General features: G+C 46.0%; 16 protein-coding genes. 9 read left to right on the plus strand and 7 right to left on the minus strand.

Going from position 1 to position 15,603, the window contains the following annotated elements; genetic code table 11:
- Positions 1-5: 5 nt before the first annotated feature.
- The gene (locus IGI84_RS01645; RefSeq protein ID WP_081118843.1) at positions 6-824 is read left to right on the plus strand and encodes a Cof-type HAD-IIB family hydrolase; all 819 of its coding nucleotides are present in this window, start codon (positions 6-8) and stop codon (positions 822-824) included.
- A gap of 1 nt (position 825) precedes the next feature.
- Positions 826-2,118, plus strand: a complete 1,293-nt coding sequence (ftsY, locus tag IGI84_RS01650) for a signal recognition particle-docking protein FtsY (protein ID WP_081118844.1) — start codon at positions 826-828, stop codon at positions 2,116-2,118.
- Positions 2,119-2,400: 282 nt separating this feature from the next.
- Here ftsY and IGI84_RS01655 read toward each other — a convergent pair whose 3' ends face one another.
- Positions 2,401-2,769, minus strand: a complete 369-nt coding sequence (locus tag IGI84_RS01655) for a BlaI/MecI/CopY family transcriptional regulator (RefSeq protein WP_077453891.1) — start codon at positions 2,767-2,769, stop codon at positions 2,401-2,403.
- Between the two features lie 246 nt (positions 2,770-3,015).
- Here IGI84_RS01655 and gshAB point away from each other — a divergent pair, with 246 nt between their 5' ends.
- Positions 3,016-5,280, plus strand: coding sequence for a bifunctional glutamate--cysteine ligase GshA/glutathione synthetase GshB (gene gshAB / locus IGI84_RS01660; RefSeq protein ID WP_081118845.1), 2,265 nt, complete (start codon positions 3,016-3,018; stop codon positions 5,278-5,280).
- A 71-nt stretch (positions 5,281-5,351) separates the two neighbouring features.
- Here the strand turns inward: gshAB and IGI84_RS01665 are convergent, their stop codons facing one another.
- A complete protein-coding gene (locus IGI84_RS01665) occupies positions 5,352-5,771 on the minus strand; it encodes a hypothetical protein (RefSeq protein ID WP_005232469.1) in 420 nt (139 codons plus the stop codon).
- A 14-nt stretch (positions 5,772-5,785) separates the two neighbouring features.
- Positions 5,786-6,238 carry a YueI family protein gene (locus IGI84_RS01670; RefSeq protein WP_081118846.1) on the minus strand — a complete coding sequence of 151 codons (453 nt, stop codon included), beginning with the start codon at positions 6,236-6,238 and terminating at the stop codon, positions 5,786-5,788.
- 107 nt (positions 6,239-6,345) lie between these two features.
- On the opposite strand from IGI84_RS01670, the gene IGI84_RS01675 reads away from it, so the two are divergent.
- The 6 genes from IGI84_RS01675 to IGI84_RS01700 all read left to right on the plus strand — a co-directional run bounded on the left by IGI84_RS01675 (position 6,346) and on the right by IGI84_RS01700 (position 9,852).
- Positions 6,346-6,915 (plus strand): GNAT family N-acetyltransferase, encoded by a 570-nt coding sequence (locus tag IGI84_RS01675; RefSeq protein ID WP_081118847.1) that lies wholly within the window; start codon positions 6,346-6,348, stop codon positions 6,913-6,915.
- 15 nt (positions 6,916-6,930) lie between these two features.
- On the plus strand, positions 6,931-7,308 hold the full coding sequence (locus IGI84_RS01680) for an iron-sulfur cluster biosynthesis family protein (protein ID WP_430600624.1): 378 nt from the start codon (positions 6,931-6,933) through the stop codon (positions 7,306-7,308).
- A gap of 1 nt (position 7,309) precedes the next feature.
- Positions 7,310-8,203: a metallophosphoesterase gene (locus tag IGI84_RS01685; protein ID WP_081118848.1), complete on the plus strand. Its 894-nt coding sequence runs from the start codon at positions 7,310-7,312 to the stop codon at positions 8,201-8,203.
- An 84-nt stretch (positions 8,204-8,287) separates the two neighbouring features.
- A complete protein-coding gene (locus IGI84_RS01690) occupies positions 8,288-8,509 on the plus strand; it encodes a DUF2829 domain-containing protein (RefSeq protein WP_005227147.1) in 222 nt (73 codons plus the stop codon).
- A complete protein-coding gene (locus tag IGI84_RS01695; RefSeq protein ID WP_081118849.1) occupies positions 8,506-9,255 on the plus strand; it encodes a 3-oxoacyl-ACP reductase in 750 nt (249 codons plus the stop codon). Before IGI84_RS01690 ends, IGI84_RS01695 begins: the two co-directional genes overlap by 4 nt.
- A gap of 30 nt (positions 9,256-9,285) precedes the next feature.
- Positions 9,286-9,852, plus strand: a complete 567-nt coding sequence (locus IGI84_RS01700) for a nucleotidyltransferase family protein (RefSeq protein WP_081118850.1) — start codon at positions 9,286-9,288, stop codon at positions 9,850-9,852.
- A 91-nt stretch (positions 9,853-9,943) separates the two neighbouring features.
- Here the strand turns inward: IGI84_RS01700 and IGI84_RS01705 are convergent, their stop codons facing one another.
- From IGI84_RS01705 to acnA, 4 genes are all read right to left on the minus strand, one after another.
- Positions 9,944-10,483 carry a biotin transporter BioY gene (locus IGI84_RS01705; RefSeq protein WP_086293796.1) on the minus strand — a complete coding sequence of 180 codons (540 nt, stop codon included), beginning with the start codon at positions 10,481-10,483 and terminating at the stop codon, positions 9,944-9,946.
- A 106-nt stretch (positions 10,484-10,589) separates the two neighbouring features.
- Positions 10,590-11,444 carry a helix-turn-helix domain-containing protein gene (locus tag IGI84_RS01710; RefSeq protein ID WP_081118852.1) on the minus strand — a complete coding sequence of 285 codons (855 nt, stop codon included), beginning with the start codon at positions 11,442-11,444 and terminating at the stop codon, positions 10,590-10,592.
- Between the two features lie 104 nt (positions 11,445-11,548).
- Positions 11,549-12,799: an NADP-dependent isocitrate dehydrogenase gene (gene icd / locus IGI84_RS01715; protein ID WP_081118853.1), complete on the minus strand. Its 1,251-nt coding sequence runs from the start codon at positions 12,797-12,799 to the stop codon at positions 11,549-11,551.
- Complete coding sequence (acnA, locus tag IGI84_RS01720) at positions 12,792-15,488, minus strand: aconitate hydratase AcnA (protein WP_220426292.1); 2,697 nt, start codon at positions 15,486-15,488, stop codon at positions 12,792-12,794. The genes icd and acnA overlap by 8 nt, the downstream gene beginning before the upstream one ends.
- Positions 15,489-15,603: the final 115 nt, after the last annotated feature.

Below are 15,603 nucleotides of genomic sequence, written 5' to 3' on the forward strand. Positions count from 1 at the left end.
ATGATATGATTAAACTGATTGCGATCGATTTAGACGGAACGTTATTGAATGACAAAAAAGAAGTGACTCCTCGCAACAAAGAGGTACTTGCTCGTGCCAAAGCACAAGGCGTAAAAATCGTCATTTGTACCGGACGTCCATTGCGGGCGATCCGTCCCTATTTAGAAGAATTATCGCTAAAAGAACCCGGCGACTATAGCATCACCTTTAACGGCGGTTTGGTTCAAAAAAATGAGACTGGCGAGATCATTGAAAAAGCAGCGATGCAGCTGGCAGATATCCATGAATTGATTTCAGTGGCGGAAGACTTGAATTTGCCTCTAGACGTGGTATCAGAAGAGATCGTCTTGAGTTTACCGACTTCAGCAGCGCATCCATCGATTTATGGCTCGTTGAATCCTTTATTGGATTGTCGTCCTTTTGCTGTAGCTGATCTGGATGAATCGATGCTCTATAATAAAGCGGTGATCGCCTACCATCAGGAAGTCTTGGATCCTAAAATCCCTGAGATTTCCTCAGCGATCCGCGAGAAATATGAAATCATCAAAAGCCGGAATAACCTGTTAGAATTTATGCCTAAAGGAATCACCAAAGCCTATGGCATCAGCCTATTGGCTCAAGATTTAGGGATCAAGCAAGAAGAAGTGATGGCGATCGGTGATGAAGAAAATGACTTGCCAATGATTCGCTATTCAGGGATTGGCGTAGCGATGGCCAATGCCGTGCCAATCATTAAAGAAGCGGCTGACGTTGTCACCGTTTCAAACCAAGAAGACGGTGTGGCAGCAGTGATTGAAGAATATGTCTTAAAAGGAGGTGCGTAAGATGGGATTTTTTGACAAAATCAAAAAAGCGCTGATTGGAGAAACCAAAGAAGCAGAGCAAGAAACCGATAAACCGTTAGTCGATGCTGATTCACCAGAGAATCAGCCTTCAGAAGAAAGCCAGCCAGCACAAACACCTGCTGAACGAGAAGCTTCAGAAGCAGTGGCACCTACAGATGCCGCCGACGCCAGTGATTTGAAGGCAGAGCAAGAAACTGCCGAAGCGTCCCCACAGCAAGAAGCAACGGTAGCGAATAAAGGAGAAGAAGCACCAAGTGTTCCAGTAGAAGTGACCGAGAACACACCATCAGAGGGTGCACCAGCTTCTGAACCAATCCTTCAACCAGCGCCAGAGACGGAAAGTGTGCAGGACAAATACACCAAAGGATTGACGAAATCACGAAAAACCTTTGGGCAACGGATGAACGAATTGTTCGCCAATTTCCGTACGGTGGACGAAGACTTCTTCGAAGAAGTGGAAGAAACGTTGATTGGTGCAGATGTTGGCTTTGATGCGGCGATGAAGATCGCGGATGCATTGAGACAAGAAGTCAAACTACGTAATGTAAAGAAAACAGCGGATGTCCAAAATGTCATCATCGAGAAATTAGTTGACCTATATGGGGAAGCGGGTGTCGGTGAAGTCAACGAGTTGAATATGCAACCGGGGTTGACTGTCATTTTATTTGTTGGCGTGAACGGTGTTGGAAAAACCACCAGTATCGGGAAATTAGCCCACCAATTCAAAGCCGAAGGCAAGAAAGTCTTATTGGCTGCAGCGGATACTTTCCGTGCCGGTGCCATCGATCAATTAGTGGTCTGGGGTGAACGGGCTGGTGTTGAAGTCGTTCGTGGCAATGCCGGAGGCGATCCAGCAGCGGTCGTGTTTGATGCGATGGAGCGCGCAAAACGAGAAAATGCTGACGTTTTATTAGTAGATACAGCTGGTCGTTTGCAAAACAAAGTCAATTTGATGAACGAGTTAGAAAAAATCAAACGGATCATTCAGCGAGTGGACCCAACGGCCCCTCATGAAGTCCTGCTTGTGTTGGATGCAACAACGGGTCAAAACGCCATGAATCAAGCAAAACAATTTAAAGAAACGACGGATGTTTCTGGTCTCGTCTTAACGAAACTTGATGGAACAGCCAAAGGGGGGATCGTCTTGGCGATCCGTAACGAGCTACGGCTGCCCGTCAAATTAGTGGGACTCGGAGAAGGCATCAATGATTTAGAGCCATTTGATCCAAATGAATTTGTTGTCGGCTTATTCAAAGGCTTGATCAAGGAATAAAAAAGAAGAGCCCTGTGTCAGGTAAAATACCTGCACATGGCTCTCCTTTATTGTTGCTTTTATTTCAAATGAAGGCAATAACAAACGAGTTGCCGTTCAGCTATTGCCGATCAATCTGGGGCGGAAAGGTTACAATGTTTAGCTAGGACAAATACGGATACAGCGATGTACGAATTTGTCTTAAAGTATAAAACGATTTTTTTTGAGTGGCTAACATTTTTCGTTCTTCTAAAGTCTGGGAAGTATCAGATAGAATAAAATGAAAAGCTCAGCTACAAAAAATTATTTTTTTAGCTCCCCTTGGCGCTCGATGATCATTTTTTCTAAGTTGTTCAACGTATCGATATCTTTATTGGTTTCGATAAAATTCGTAATCAAATTCAATAACGATTGATCAGACAACTCTGCTGCTAAGAAGTCTTCTTGGGTCACATTCGGAGAATACAACCGAGTCAAAACAGTACCGCTGTAGCCGATATCTGCTACTTTCAATAAGTCGTGGTTTTTTAGTTTACGTACGACTGCTTGAATGGTATTCTTGCTTAGATCTTGCTGTTGGACAGCAATGTCATTTGCAGAAAGAGGTTTGTCTGAATTCCAAAAGATATTCATGATTTGACGTTCACGTTTGGTAAGATTAAGTGGCTTCATTCACTATTCTTCCTTTCAAAAAAGAGTAATATGGACATAATATTTTACTGTTCTATAAGCAGTATACTTTATTTTGAAGGTAAATATCAAATTTATTCAAGTATTTTATAAATTCTTGGTAATTTTATTCAGAGATACTACAAGTGAAGAGCAAATTCCTGCTTTTTTCGCCATTTTTCACTATAATGGATGGAAAGAAACAGATTATAAGAAAAAATCTAGTAGAAGAACATAGAGGGCATTCGCATGAAAATAAAAACATTATTATCACATAAAGAGCTTTTTCCCTATTTATTGAAAGGGCGTTACGGGATTGAGCGAGAAGCACAGCGGGTACGATTAGACGGAACCTTTGCTGGAACGAATCATCCTGAAAAGCTAGGTAATCGTCGCTTCCATCCCTATATCCAAACGGATTTTGCGGAAAATCAACTGGAACTGATCACGCCGGTCGCGGATTCAGTGGATGAATTGTTCCGTTTCTTAGGGGCCATCCACGATGTGGCATATCGTTCAATGGCAGCAGAAGAAATGCTCTGGCCTTTGAGCATGCCACCAGCTTTACCAGAAAAAGAAGAAGACATCGTCATTGCAAAATTAGACCAATTTGAAGATGTGCTCTACCGCCGCTATTTGGCCAAAACGTATGGTCGCCGTAAGCAAATGGTCAGTGGGATACATTTCAATTTTGAATTTGCGGAAGACTTTTTGCAGCAACTGTATGCTTTATCTGAAACGAATGAAAGCTATCAAGCCTTTAAAACGGCGCTTTATTTGAAAGTAACTCGCAATTATTTGCATTATCGCTGGTTTTTGACGTATTTCTTTGGGGCGACCCCTGCTTCAGAAGCCAATTATTTTACGACAGAAAACGGACCGCAAGAACCAGTCCGCAGTATTCGCAATAGCCGTTATGGCTACACGAATCACGAAGACGTCAAGGTATCTTATGCTTCGTTAGAGACCTATCTTGCAGATATTGCCAAATTAGTGGAGACAGGAAAGCTTTCAGAAGAAAAAGAATTTTATGCGCCAGTGCGTTTACGTGGGGGAAAACGGGTCGCAGATCTAGCCTCAGCTGGTATCCGTTATATTGAGTTAAGAAATATCGATATCGATCCCTTTGCCCGCTATGGCATTTCCAAAGAGCAAGTCGCGTTCTTACATTTCTTCTTATTGTTTTTAAGTACAAAAGAAGAAGGCAACGATGCCGATGCGTGGATCGAAGAAGGCAATCAGAAAAATGATCAGGTGGCATTAGAGCATCCCTTAGCACCATTAACGTATCAGCAAGAAGCGCAAGCACTGATTGCTGAGATGATGGACTTTGCCCAAGCCCTTGAGCTGCCGCATCCGCCATTTTTGGATCAGCTTTCTGAGATGCTGGCTGAACCAGAAAGAACCTTCGCGGGACGTCTTTTCTCAGCGAGTCAAGCAACCAGCCAAGCGCAGACAGCAACATTGCTGGGACAAAAGTATCATCATGCTGCTTGGGAAAAACCGTATCAATTGGCTGGTTTTCGAGCAATGGAATTGTCGACCCAGATTCTCTTGTTCGATGCGATCCAAAAAGGTATCGAAGTGACGGTACTGGATGAAACGGATCAGTTCTTGAAATTAGCCGTGAAAGACCACGTTGAATATGTTAAAAATGCCAATATGACCAGTAAGGATCAGTACATCGTCCCATTGATCATGGCGAATAAAACGGTCACCAAAAAAATCTTAGCCGAAAATGGCTTTCATGTACCAGGTGGTGCTGAATTCGCTTCGGCAGAAGAAGCGATCGCGTTTTATCCGCAGATCGCCCACAGCGGGTTTGTGGTAAAACCGAAAACCACCAACTATGGGATCGGTATCTCGATTTTCAAAGAAGGCGCCTCTTTAGCGGATTATCAAGCGGCGGTCGCCATTGCCTTTGCGGAAGATGATTCGATCCTCGTTGAGACCTTTTTATCAGGGACGGAATATCGGTTCTTCGTGATCGATGGGCGAGTTGATGCGATTTTATTACGTATCCCAGCCAATGTCGTGGGTGACGGCAAGCGTACGATCACGGAACTCGTCGCAGAGAAAAATCTCGATCCATTGCGCGGCACCCATCATCGGACCCCATTAGAGTTGATTCAATTAGGGGAACTGGAACAACTGATGTTAAAAGAGCAAGGGTATCAAGTTGATTCAGTGCCAGAAGAGGGGCAGATCGTTTATTTGCGAGAAAACTCGAATATCAGTACTGGCGGTGATTCTATCGATGTAACGGATGACTTCAACGATGACTACAAACAAGTAGCAGTCGATGCGGTAGCCGCATTACAAGCATCTATCAGTGGAATCGATCTGATTATTCCAGATAAAACCAAGCCAGCCAATGAACCGGGGGCTTATGGAATCATTGAAGCCAATTTCAACCCAGCGATGCATATGCACGTTTATCCATACAGCGGGAAAGGCCGACGCTTAACTATGTCTGTTTTACGCCTGTTGTTCCCTGAAGTCTTCGAAAGCTGATGGAAGCTTAGAGAGCAAAGAACTGCACACTCTGGAAGGTGATTCCCTTCGAAAGTGTGCAGTCTTTTTTATTAGGATTCAAAAGCAGCGATCTCAATCGTTTGTTTTGTTTCTTCCACCTTGAGACCTGTTCGGGCTTCCCACCATTGTTTCATTTCTTTTTCATACGTGGTAGGAAAACGTTGGATCAAGGTCAATAACGGTACGCCTTGAATCGAGGCATAGGGAAAGTTTAAAACGAGATTGTACTTCAGTTCCGACAGGAGGCTATAATATTGAAACATCATAAAGTTCATTTCATTCTGATCCTCCAGTAGGAGTACTTTCGGAGCGCGATCCAGCATAAAACCCAAGCTGCGCATCATGAACAATACGCCATCCAGATGGCTCGATTCGATCGTAGGTGCCGTTTTCAACAAATCGATATGCAAATCCAAAGCATCAAGCAGTTCTTTCTTTAATGAAAGGTAGGGCGGTGTTGATTGTTCCATGATAGTTCCTCCTTTTAATGGAAAAGACGTTTCCAAAATGACGTTTTCTCTGGTTGTTCGTGCTCTTTATCCGATTGCGTAGTAGCTGCAGGGTATTTTTGTTCGATATCGATGACGTCTTGATTGACGGCTTCTTTCCCGGCAATCAGCAAGCCGATACTGTCTGGCCCGGCATCTTGGGCATCGGAGACGATCCGAAATTCCATCTGTTGTTTGGTCAGTAAAGTGATGTAATCGGTCTGGATCGATTCTGGCAATTTTCCGTTAAGCAGCACGAGCGCTCCTTGATAATCTGGTAAGGCGTTCAAGAGCGTTTTCTGGTTGTCCTTCTTCTTCATTTCTGTTACTGTCATACTAAGATAACACCGTTCACGAAACGTGCCTAAATACTTGCGCTGTTCATCTGGGTTGACGCGAGGCGTCCCATACATTCCTGTATCAAGGCGTTTTTCTAATTCGTCTGACATTGAAGTATCCTCCTCAAAGCGTTTACTTATGCTTATTATAGCATATCCAGCAAATAGCAAAAGAGGGGTGCGATCGTGAGAGAGTTTTGATAGAAAGTAGGGATCCTATGACAACAAAAGAACGACATTTGCTATTATTAGCAGAAAATCAACGGTTGGAGACACCGAGGCTGCTCTTGCGCCCCGTTTCCTTGGCGGATGCAGCGGACATGTTTGCCTATGCAAATGATGAAGAAACGACGACCTTCGTCTTTGCTAGACATGGGTCGGTTGACGAAACAAAACTGCGCATTGCCGAGTATTTTGTTGCTGCACCCTTAGGAAAATATGCGATCGAAGAAAAAGACTCAGGCAAAATGATTGGGACCATCGATTTGCGAGTAGAATCAGAAAAAGAGATCGCTGAGCTCGGTTATACATTAAGTCGCGATTATTGGGGACAAGGGATCATGCCAGAAGCGGCAATGGCACTGCTGCATTTTGGTTTTGAAACACTCGAATTGATTCGAATTTTTGCTCGTCATGATGCTCGAAATCCCAAGTCTGGACGGGTCATGGAGAAAATTGGGATGAAATTGGAAGCAACGATCCCAGCTGCCCGCAAATCGGGTGAAGAAATCATCGATGAAGTCACGCGCGGCATCACCCTAGAGGAATGGAAAAAACGTATCATGTAAAGGAGGGCTCTCGTCATGGAACTGAACATTGAGCCAGCAGCAATTGAAAAAATAACCCCTTATGTACAGCCAGATGATCGTCTCTATTTGGATTTTGAAGACGGCGTCGGTCCGTTTCCTGCAACGGAGATCACCTGCCGTTTGGACATCCATTTTCGCCTGATCATCGTGCCACAGAGCTATCCAGAAGAAGGATTGGCGATCTACGACACCCCTTTAACGACACCATTAGGCACGATTTGGTTGAAGCAAGGGGCTCAGGTGTATTTAGAAGAACAGACTCGGATGCAGGTGGAACCGACCTATCAACGGTTGCAATTGGTGGGAAATAGCGGGATCTTAGCTAATGATGTCCAATTGTTACTGATCGAAAAGCAGACGGCAGGCCGCTGATATGGGCACGCTGGCGGTTATTAGCGACTTGCACGTCGATATCAACCAATTATTCGACCCCCATCTGCAGCTGATCGCTGATTATTTGCAGCAAAATCAGGTGACCCATCTGCATCTGGCAGGAGATGTGGCGAATAAAAAGCAACGGCTATTAGACGTGGTCGCTTTTTTTCAAAGTCGACAGGTGCCAACGACCTTTCACTGGGGCAATCATGAAATGGTGGACTTGACGGAACAAGAGATCGAGGCTTTCGATGATCCCGCCTTTCTTAATTTTCAGACGTGTCGCTTATCAGAAAAAACACTGCTGTTGGGAATCAATGGCTGGTATGACTACCAATATTCTGATTTGACCAGTGAAGCTGAGATCTTGCGGCTGAAAAATTTGTTTTGGTATGACCGCATGATTCAACGAAAGGGATCGGATAAGGAAATCAGCCAAGCCATCAATGAGCGTTTAGCGGAAACATTGGCCCATTTGCCGCAAGACCAAGAAATTCTTCTTTCTACCCATTTTGTGCCTCAAGAAGCGTTTATTGTGCGGCAGACCGGCAAGTATGCCCGCTGGAACCACCTAAATGCGTTTTTGGGGTCGCCTGATTTTGGCGCAGTGATCGATCGGTACGCCAATGTGCGGGCAGTCGTCTTTGGGCATACCCATCGACGCTTTGAGAAAAAAGAGCTTGCGGGAACCAGCTACTATTGCCGTCCCTTCGGCTACTATTATGAATGGCAGTTGACCCGACGCTTCGTTTTGGAAAACCACTTAGCAGAAGCATATTCGCCAACGAAAGTTCGGACGCTGCTGCGAAACCATCATGAGGCATTTGAGGACTATAAAACGGCGCATCTTGTAGAGGAATTGGCGCAAGCGATCACGCTGCTGCCGTATTAGCGCAGCAACCGAGTCCTGCTTGGTTTCGTAATTGAATTCCCACGCATTTTAAAACACAAAAGAAACACACAAAGGAGAAAAATCATGACATTTGAAGAAATCTTACCAGAATTAAAAGCCGGCAAAAAAATCATTCGCGAAGGTTGGGGCGGCTTTGAACTTTATGTGACATTCGTTGAAGGCGAAGTGTACGACAATGCCCCAGTCACCCCTTACTTTTTGATCAAAACAGCAGATGAGGGATTCTCGAGTTTCGCACCGACTGTTTGCGACATTCTTGCGGAAGATTGGAAAATCGTGGAATGACGGCAGCGTGGATCGATGACAAAACGATTGTGTTTGTCACAGGCGCTGCTTCAGGTATCGGTAAAGCGCAAGCAGAGGCGTTTCTTGCAGAAGGTGCTCAAGTATTTGGTGTTGACTGCCAATCGTTTCCTGATACGCTTTTAGCCCAACCCCGCTTTTTCGGCACGTGTTGTGACTTAGCGGTGAAAGAAAATTGTTTTGCAGCGGTCCAAGCTTGTGTGAAGCACTTTGGCGGTATTACGGTCTTGTTAAATACAGCTGGGAAACTTGACGGCTATCATACGATCGCTGAGACGACCTCAATGGAGTGGGAGGAGATATTTCAAACCAATGTCTCCAGCATGTTTTATTTAACGAAAGAAATCTTGCCACTGATGCAAGCCAATGGCGGCGGAACGATCATTAATATGGCGTCGATCGCTGGAATGGTCGCAGGTGGAGGTGGGATCGCTTATACAACCGCAAAACACGCGATCGTCGGGTTTACCAAACAGTTGGCATTGGATGTTGCAGATCAAGGGATCTCGGTGAAGGGCATCGCGCCAGGTGCGATTCAAACGCCGATGAATGCGGCTGATTTTGCCGGTGACGGGAAAATGGCGCAATGGGTGGCAGAAGAGACGCCAGTCAAGCGTTGGGCGCAACCAGAAGAAGTTGCAGCACTGACCCTTTTTCTTGCCAGTCCGCAAGCTAGTTACTTGCAGGGGGCGATCGTGCCCATCGACGGTGGTTGGACCTTGAAATAACTAGCCTGAACCCATTAGAGGAGGACGCCAATGAAGGAACAAGCGATCCAGCACTTGCTTGCAAAAAATCGTGAATGTCGACAACTGCTTACGATCATTGAAGCGTTGCAGCTGCCGGATTGCTGGCTCTGTGCCGGGTACCTGCGGAATTATTTATGGGGTTTTCTCAGTGGAAAAATAGCGGAGGTGCCAATAACCGATATTGATGTCGTGTTTTATGATCCGACTGTAAGCCTAGAAGAAACAGCGGCGATCGAAGCGCAACTGCGCCGTTCGTTTCCCGAATTTCCTTGGGAGGTTCGTAACCAAGCGTTGATGCACCAGCACAATTTTGCCGAGGAGCCGCCTTATACAAGTACCTTCGATGCTTTAACGAAATTTCCAGAGCGTTGTACAGCGGTGGCGGCACGAATGAATCAAGGCAAGCTTGAATTGATGGCGCCTTTTGGTTGGCAGGATGTTTGCAGTTTTCGGGTGCGGCCAACACCGCATTTCGCCCAAAATGAACAGTACCTTGCGGTTTACCGACAACGCCAAGCGATCAAGCAGTGGCAGAAAATTTGGCCGCAGTTGTCGATTGAAGAGATCGACAACTAAAAAAGAACACTCGCGTGATGCGGCGATTTCCAAAAGTTAGACGAAAAAGCTAACTGAGGGGAATCGCTGCATATGACGCGAGTGTTTTTTATTAACGCAAAGCCAATGGTTGCGCCAAGCGGTTTCTTAAAAAGATACCTAGATAAGCTGCGGCAACGGCTTTGATGATCCCGGGGATAATAAACAAAACAAAACCACCGTTAAAAGCAGCCGGCCATGCCATGCCCGTGCTCCATTTCAGCCATAATGTACCAAACAACAAAGTTGCCAGCGCACCGACAATGTTGCCGATCACTGCTCCTGTGTAGCGAAACGCCGTTTTTTCTACGACCAATCCAGTAAGCAATCCGTTAAAGAGGAAGCCGACTAAATAGCCGCCAGTTGGTCCTAACAAAACACCGATACCGCTGGAAAAACCAGCGAAAACGGGCAAACCGATCAATCCTAACAGCAAGTAAATGATGATCGCCATTGTTCCTGTTCGCGTGCCAAGGAAAGTCACCGCCAGGCCGATCGCAAAGGTTTGTCCTGTCAATGGGATCAAACCTAACGGAATCGTCAATTGGGAAAGACCAGCAATAATGATCGCAAATAATGCGGCATGGATTTGTTCACGTAATGATAATTTCATCGAATCCTTCTCTCTCATAATAATTTCGTTAACCTGAAAAAAGATTTATTTGGTTAACGAAATTATAAACGGTGGTTTACCAAAAGTAAAGAAGAATCTTGTTTTTTTAGTGTCCTTTTTTTAATAGGACAAGTAAGTTCTTTGAGGAGAGGAAAGGGGCGATCTCTTCCAGCTCATCTGTTGAGAAGGGCAGTACTTGAACGAGCCGGCAGATCGTTGCTTCTGTCAGAAACGGCAGCAGTTCTTCGATTTCATCATAAGCCAAGCGTTCTGCTGCGGCAACGTTTGGCTGTTCCAGGGTGGTCAGCAGGAGCTCATCCAGATACGGTGCAGGTAAAAAGGGCAGCAGCTCTTCAATCTCAGAAAAGCGGAAGTCAGGATTTTCAAGCCAGCCTTTGATTTCTCCCGCCAAAAAGCTGGGGGGTAAAAAGGGCGCCGCCTCTTCCCAAAAAGCCATGGAATAGTGGTTGCCTTTAAGGAGCTCTTCTATTTGGGGCTTTTTCAAAAATGGCAAGAGTTCTTCCATGACATCTTCTGGGATATTCTCGGCGCCGTTTAACAGGTGTTGTAAGTCGGCGCTGGTCAAATGAGGTGCTAGCCTAGGCAATAAGTCTAGATCTAAAGAAGTTTCTTGAAACGGTTCTTCTTGAATCAACGCTGACAATTCTTGCGGTTTGATCAGCGGAGCTAGTTCGGCGATTTCTTCTGGCTGTGCGGTTCCTGCTTGATAATGTTGCACCGCAGCTGCGGGCTTCCCTAACAGCTCATCGATGGATAGGTCTAAAATCGCTGCTAGCTGCGGCAATTTTTCAATGTCCGGCAGTGAGTTGCCCCGCTCCCAATTACTGACCGCCTGATAGCTGACGAGTAACTGGTCTGCCAAGTTGCTTTGGGTCAGATTTTTTTCTTTGCGTTTGGTAGCGATCTGCTGACCAATTTTTCTCATGTTGAATTCACTCATAAATGAATTCCCCCTTTCATGCTCTAAGTATAGTTTCTCAGAAGGTGGAAACGCAATCAAGCTGTGGTTGAGCAGGCGAATGCCGACTCAATCACAGCTTGAGTTTACGAATGGATGAGCTGAAGGAGGTGTTCACCAAACGCTTGTGTCGTTAAACAGACCGCTTCTGGCATCAACTGTGCGAAATCGGCAGTGACGTGCTGACTTTGCAAGGCTTGTTCAATGGCTTGCGTCAGTATCGCAGCAGCTTCCGGCCAGTTCAAATGTTCTAATAGCATGCACGCCGATAGCAACAGGGAACAAGGATTGGCTTTGCCAAGTCCTGCGATATCCGGTGCCGTTCCGTGGGTAGCTTCAAAGATGGCTGCTCCGGTATCGTAGTTGATATTGGCGCCGGGGGCGATCCCGATGCCGCCGACTTGTGCAGCCAGTGCATCAGAGATGTAGTCGCCGTTTAAATTACAAGTGGCAATGACGTCGAATTTTTCTGGATACAAAAGGATCTGTTGTAAAAAGTTGTCGGCGATCACGTCGTTAACAACGATTTTCCCAGCCGCTTTTGCCGAGGCAAGGGCGGCTTCGGCTGCCTTTGAGCCGTTTTCTGCTTTGATTTTGTTGTATTGATTCATTGTAAAACACTGGGCGGCATACGTGGTCTCTGCAAGCTGATAGCCCCAGTTTTTAAATCCGCCTTCTGTAAATTTCATGATATTGCCTTTATGCACCAGTGTCACCGTGGGACGCTTTTGAGTGATCGCATACTCAATGGCAGCAGCGATCAAGCGCTGACTGCCTTCTAAAGAGATCGGCTTGATGCCAATAGCGGCAGTTTTAGGAAAACGAATCGCCTTGACGGCAAAGTCTGCTTGCAGTGTCTGGATCAAACGCTGTGTTGCGTCGTCGTCTTTGGCAAATTCGATGCCAGCATAAACATCTTCAGTATTTTCTCGAAAGATCACCATATCGGTTTTTTCTGGCTGTTTTAAAGGCGAAGGGACTCCTGTAAAATAGCGAACAGGTCTGACACAGGCATAAAGATCTAGCGTTTGCCGCAAGGTGACATTCAAGGAGCGAAAGCCCTCGCCAATTGGGGTAGTCAACGGTCCTTTTAAGGCGTATTGCTGGGCTTTGATCGTATCGATGGTTGCTTGCGGCAGCCATTCCCCCGTCTGTTCAAAGGCGGCTTCTCCAGCTAAAACTTCTAGCCATTCGATGTGGCGCTGATTGTCATAGGCTTTATTCACAGCTGCATCAATCACAGGTTGCGCAGCCTGCCAAATCTCGGCACCAATGCCGTCTCCTGCAATGTAAGGAATGGTGATCGTCGTTGCTTGATGGGTTGTTTGGTTAGGCATGGGCAGCTCCTCCTAATTCCGCTTTTTTTCGAATGACCATTGGCAAAATACCTTGATGCTTCCAATAGCGAATATCTGCAGGGGCATCAAAGCGCAGGCGGCTCATAAAGGAAACAGTCTTTCCGTCGGTCCGTTGAGCGGTGACTTCGATCAGCTGCTTGACCATTGGCTCTTCTGGCAAAGCGATCGAGAATGCTTCGCTGCCGTCCAAATCAAACGAGGCGGCACTTTCACCAGCCAGATATTCAAGAGGAATGATCCCCATCATGACCAAATTGCTGCGATGGATCCGTTCGAAGCTTTCTGCTAAGACGACTTTAACGCCTAACAATTTTGTTCCTTTGGCGGCCCAGTCGCGAGAAGAACCCATGCCATAATCTTTACCGGCTAAAATGATACAGCTTTGGCCGGCTTTTTGGTAATTCATAGCGGCGTCAAATATCGACAAGGTTTCCCCAGTTGGAAAATAATGCGTGACACTGCCAGTGCTGCCAGGAACCAGCTGGTTTTGCAGACGGATGTTGCCGAAAGTCCCCCGCATCATAATCTGATGATTGCCGCGCCGCGAACCAAAGGAATTGAATTCACGATACGGAACCTCTTTTTCTTGTAAAAATTTTCCAGCTGCAGAATCCATACTGATGCTGCCAGCAGGAGAAATATGGTCAGTGGTGACCGAATCACCCAATTTTGCCAAGACTTTCAGATCGGCTAAGACATCTGGTTTAGGCAATTCTTTGGTCAATGTTTCAAAGTAGGGTGGATGAGCAATGTAAGTGGAATGTTCCTCCCATTCATAACATGCGCTCGTGGTGGTTTCGATCGCATTCCAGCGTTCATTGGCATCAAAAAGATGCTCATAGGCAGCGCGAAATGCTTCTGGTCCGACGTATTCTTGAACGTAAGCATTGACTTCTTCATTGCTAGGCCAAATATCAGATAAATACACCGGCTCGTCATTGACGATAGCTAATGGTTCTTTTGTCAGATCTTTGCGAATGTTGCCAGCAATCGCATAGGCAACAACTAACGGCGGCGAAGCCAAATAGTTGGCTTTGATCTGTGGATGGATTCTTCCTTCAAAATTCCGATTGCCTGACAGAACCGATGCTACCAATAGATTTTCTGCCTCAATTGCTTCAGCGACCGGCGCTTCTAAAGGACCGGAATTTCCGATACAGGTAGTACAACCGTAGCCCACTAAATAAAAGCCGAGTTGCTCTAAATACGGCAATAAACCACTGTTTTGCAAATAGGTGGTCACGATCTGGGAGCCAGGTGCAAGGGAGGTTTTGACCGTACGCGGAACAGTCAGACCTTTTTCAACGGCCTTTTTGGCCAATAAGCCTGCAGAGAGCATGACGAAAGGATTGCTAGTATTCGTACAGCTAGTGATTGCCGCCAAAACGATATCGCCGGTCGCTAATTTGTCTGCTGCAGCATCTGGCCAAGCAACGGTGGCTTCTTTTTGCCATTCGTCCTCCGAAAGTCCAAAGCCCTTGGGTCCGACGGCTGCCGTGACAGATTGCTCAAAATCCTGCTGGACTGCTGGAAGCAAAATCCGATCTTGCGGGCGTTTGGGGCCCGCTAATGCCGGCTGAACTTCTGCTAGATCAATGGTGATCGTCTTAGTATAGGTTGGCACGGTCGTTTCATCATAAAAGAAATGGTTGGCTTTGGCGTAAGCGGCAACGAGTTCGATCAGCTTGGTGGAGCGACCGGTCGTTGCTAAGTAGTTCAAGGTCTCTTGATCGATCGGACAAAAGCCGCAAGTCGCACCGTATTCGGGAGCCATGTTTGCTAGCGTTGCTCGATCAGCTAAACTTAAATGACGATAGCCAGGACCAAAATATTCGACAAATTTTCCAACCACTTTTTCGATTCGCAGCACTTCAGTTACTTTTAGTGCTAAATCGGTAGCGGTGGTACCTGCAGGCATCTCGTTGATAAACTTCACTCCAATGACTTCAGGTGTAGGGAAGAAAGAAGGCTCGCCAAGAATCGCAGCTTCCGCTTCAATACCGCCAACCCCCCAACCGAGAACCCCCAGACCATTGATCATCGTGGTGTGAGAATCGGTTCCTTGCAATGTATCAGGAAACAGCAGACGTTGATCTTCGTGTGTTTTTTGCAAGATCACATCAGACAATGATTCGATGTTGACTTGATGAATGATCCCTGTTTCAGGCGGAACGACTTCGAAATTGTCGAAAGAACCTTGCGCCCATTTCAAGAATTGATAGCGTTCTGCGTTGCGTTCAAATTCCCGCTCCGTATTAAAAGCGATCGCCCCAGGCGTACCAGCTTGATCGACTTGCACAGAGTGGTCGACGACGAGTGTGACGGGGATCTCAGGATTGATGTCTTCTGCGGCACCGCCTAAAGCGACCATCGCATCCCGCATGGCAGCCAAATCAACGACTGCCGGCACCCCAGTAAAGTCTTGCAAGACGACCCGCTCTGGTTTGAATGGCACGACGCCAGTAGGGCTTTCTGCCTGCCAATTCGCTAAAAATGGTAAATAATCCTCTGTAATTTCCTCGTCTTGATGACGAGCAACACTTTCCAATAAAACTCGAATGGAGTAGGGCAAGCGAGATAAATCAGCCCCTAAGTCTTGGGTGATTTTCGCTAAGTCAATATACGTGTATTGCGTGTCATTGACGGTTAATTGAGTTTGCCACTTCATAAGAATCCTCCTTTTACGAAGATAATCGTACTTATTAGGAATAATTATACGTTGATAATTTAAAAAATCAATTAAATTTATGAAAAATATTTCATTTTCTCGACATCATGCTATA

The organism is Enterococcus sp. DIV0008 (genome assembly GCF_050542615.1).
Lineage (GTDB): Bacteria > Bacillota > Bacilli > Lactobacillales > Enterococcaceae > Enterococcus_D > Enterococcus_D innesii.

Coding starts and splice junctions, on each gene's coding strand:
- IGI84_RS01645 (WP_081118843.1), top strand. CDS start 6: ATGATTAAACTGATTGCGATCGATTTAGACGGAACGTTATTGAATGAC.
- ftsY (WP_081118844.1), top strand. CDS start 826: ATGGGATTTTTTGACAAAATCAAAAAAGCGCTGATTGGAGAAACCAAA.
- IGI84_RS01655 (WP_077453891.1), bottom strand. CDS start 2,769: ATGAAGCCACTTAATCTTACCAAACGTGAACGTCAAATCATGAATATC.
- gshAB (WP_081118845.1), top strand. CDS start 3,016: ATGAAAATAAAAACATTATTATCACATAAAGAGCTTTTTCCCTATTTA.
- IGI84_RS01665 (WP_005232469.1), bottom strand. CDS start 5,771: ATGGAACAATCAACACCGCCCTACCTTTCATTAAAGAAAGAACTGCTT.
- IGI84_RS01670 (WP_081118846.1), bottom strand. CDS start 6,238: ATGTCAGACGAATTAGAAAAACGCCTTGATACAGGAATGTATGGGACG.
- IGI84_RS01675 (WP_081118847.1), top strand. CDS start 6,346: ATGACAACAAAAGAACGACATTTGCTATTATTAGCAGAAAATCAACGG.
- IGI84_RS01680 (WP_430600624.1), top strand. CDS start 6,931: ATGGAACTGAACATTGAGCCAGCAGCAATTGAAAAAATAACCCCTTAT.
- IGI84_RS01685 (WP_081118848.1), top strand. CDS start 7,310: ATGGGCACGCTGGCGGTTATTAGCGACTTGCACGTCGATATCAACCAA.
- IGI84_RS01690 (WP_005227147.1), top strand. CDS start 8,288: ATGACATTTGAAGAAATCTTACCAGAATTAAAAGCCGGCAAAAAAATC.
- IGI84_RS01695 (WP_081118849.1), top strand. CDS start 8,506: ATGACGGCAGCGTGGATCGATGACAAAACGATTGTGTTTGTCACAGGC.
- IGI84_RS01700 (WP_081118850.1), top strand. CDS start 9,286: ATGAAGGAACAAGCGATCCAGCACTTGCTTGCAAAAAATCGTGAATGT.
- IGI84_RS01705 (WP_086293796.1), bottom strand. CDS start 10,483: ATGAAATTATCATTACGTGAACAAATCCATGCCGCATTATTTGCGATC.
- IGI84_RS01710 (WP_081118852.1), bottom strand. CDS start 11,444: ATGAGTGAATTCAACATGAGAAAAATTGGTCAGCAGATCGCTACCAAA.
- icd (WP_081118853.1), bottom strand. CDS start 12,799: ATGCCTAACCAAACAACCCATCAAGCAACGACGATCACCATTCCTTAC.
- acnA (WP_220426292.1), bottom strand. CDS start 15,488: ATGAAGTGGCAAACTCAATTAACCGTCAATGACACGCAATACACGTAT.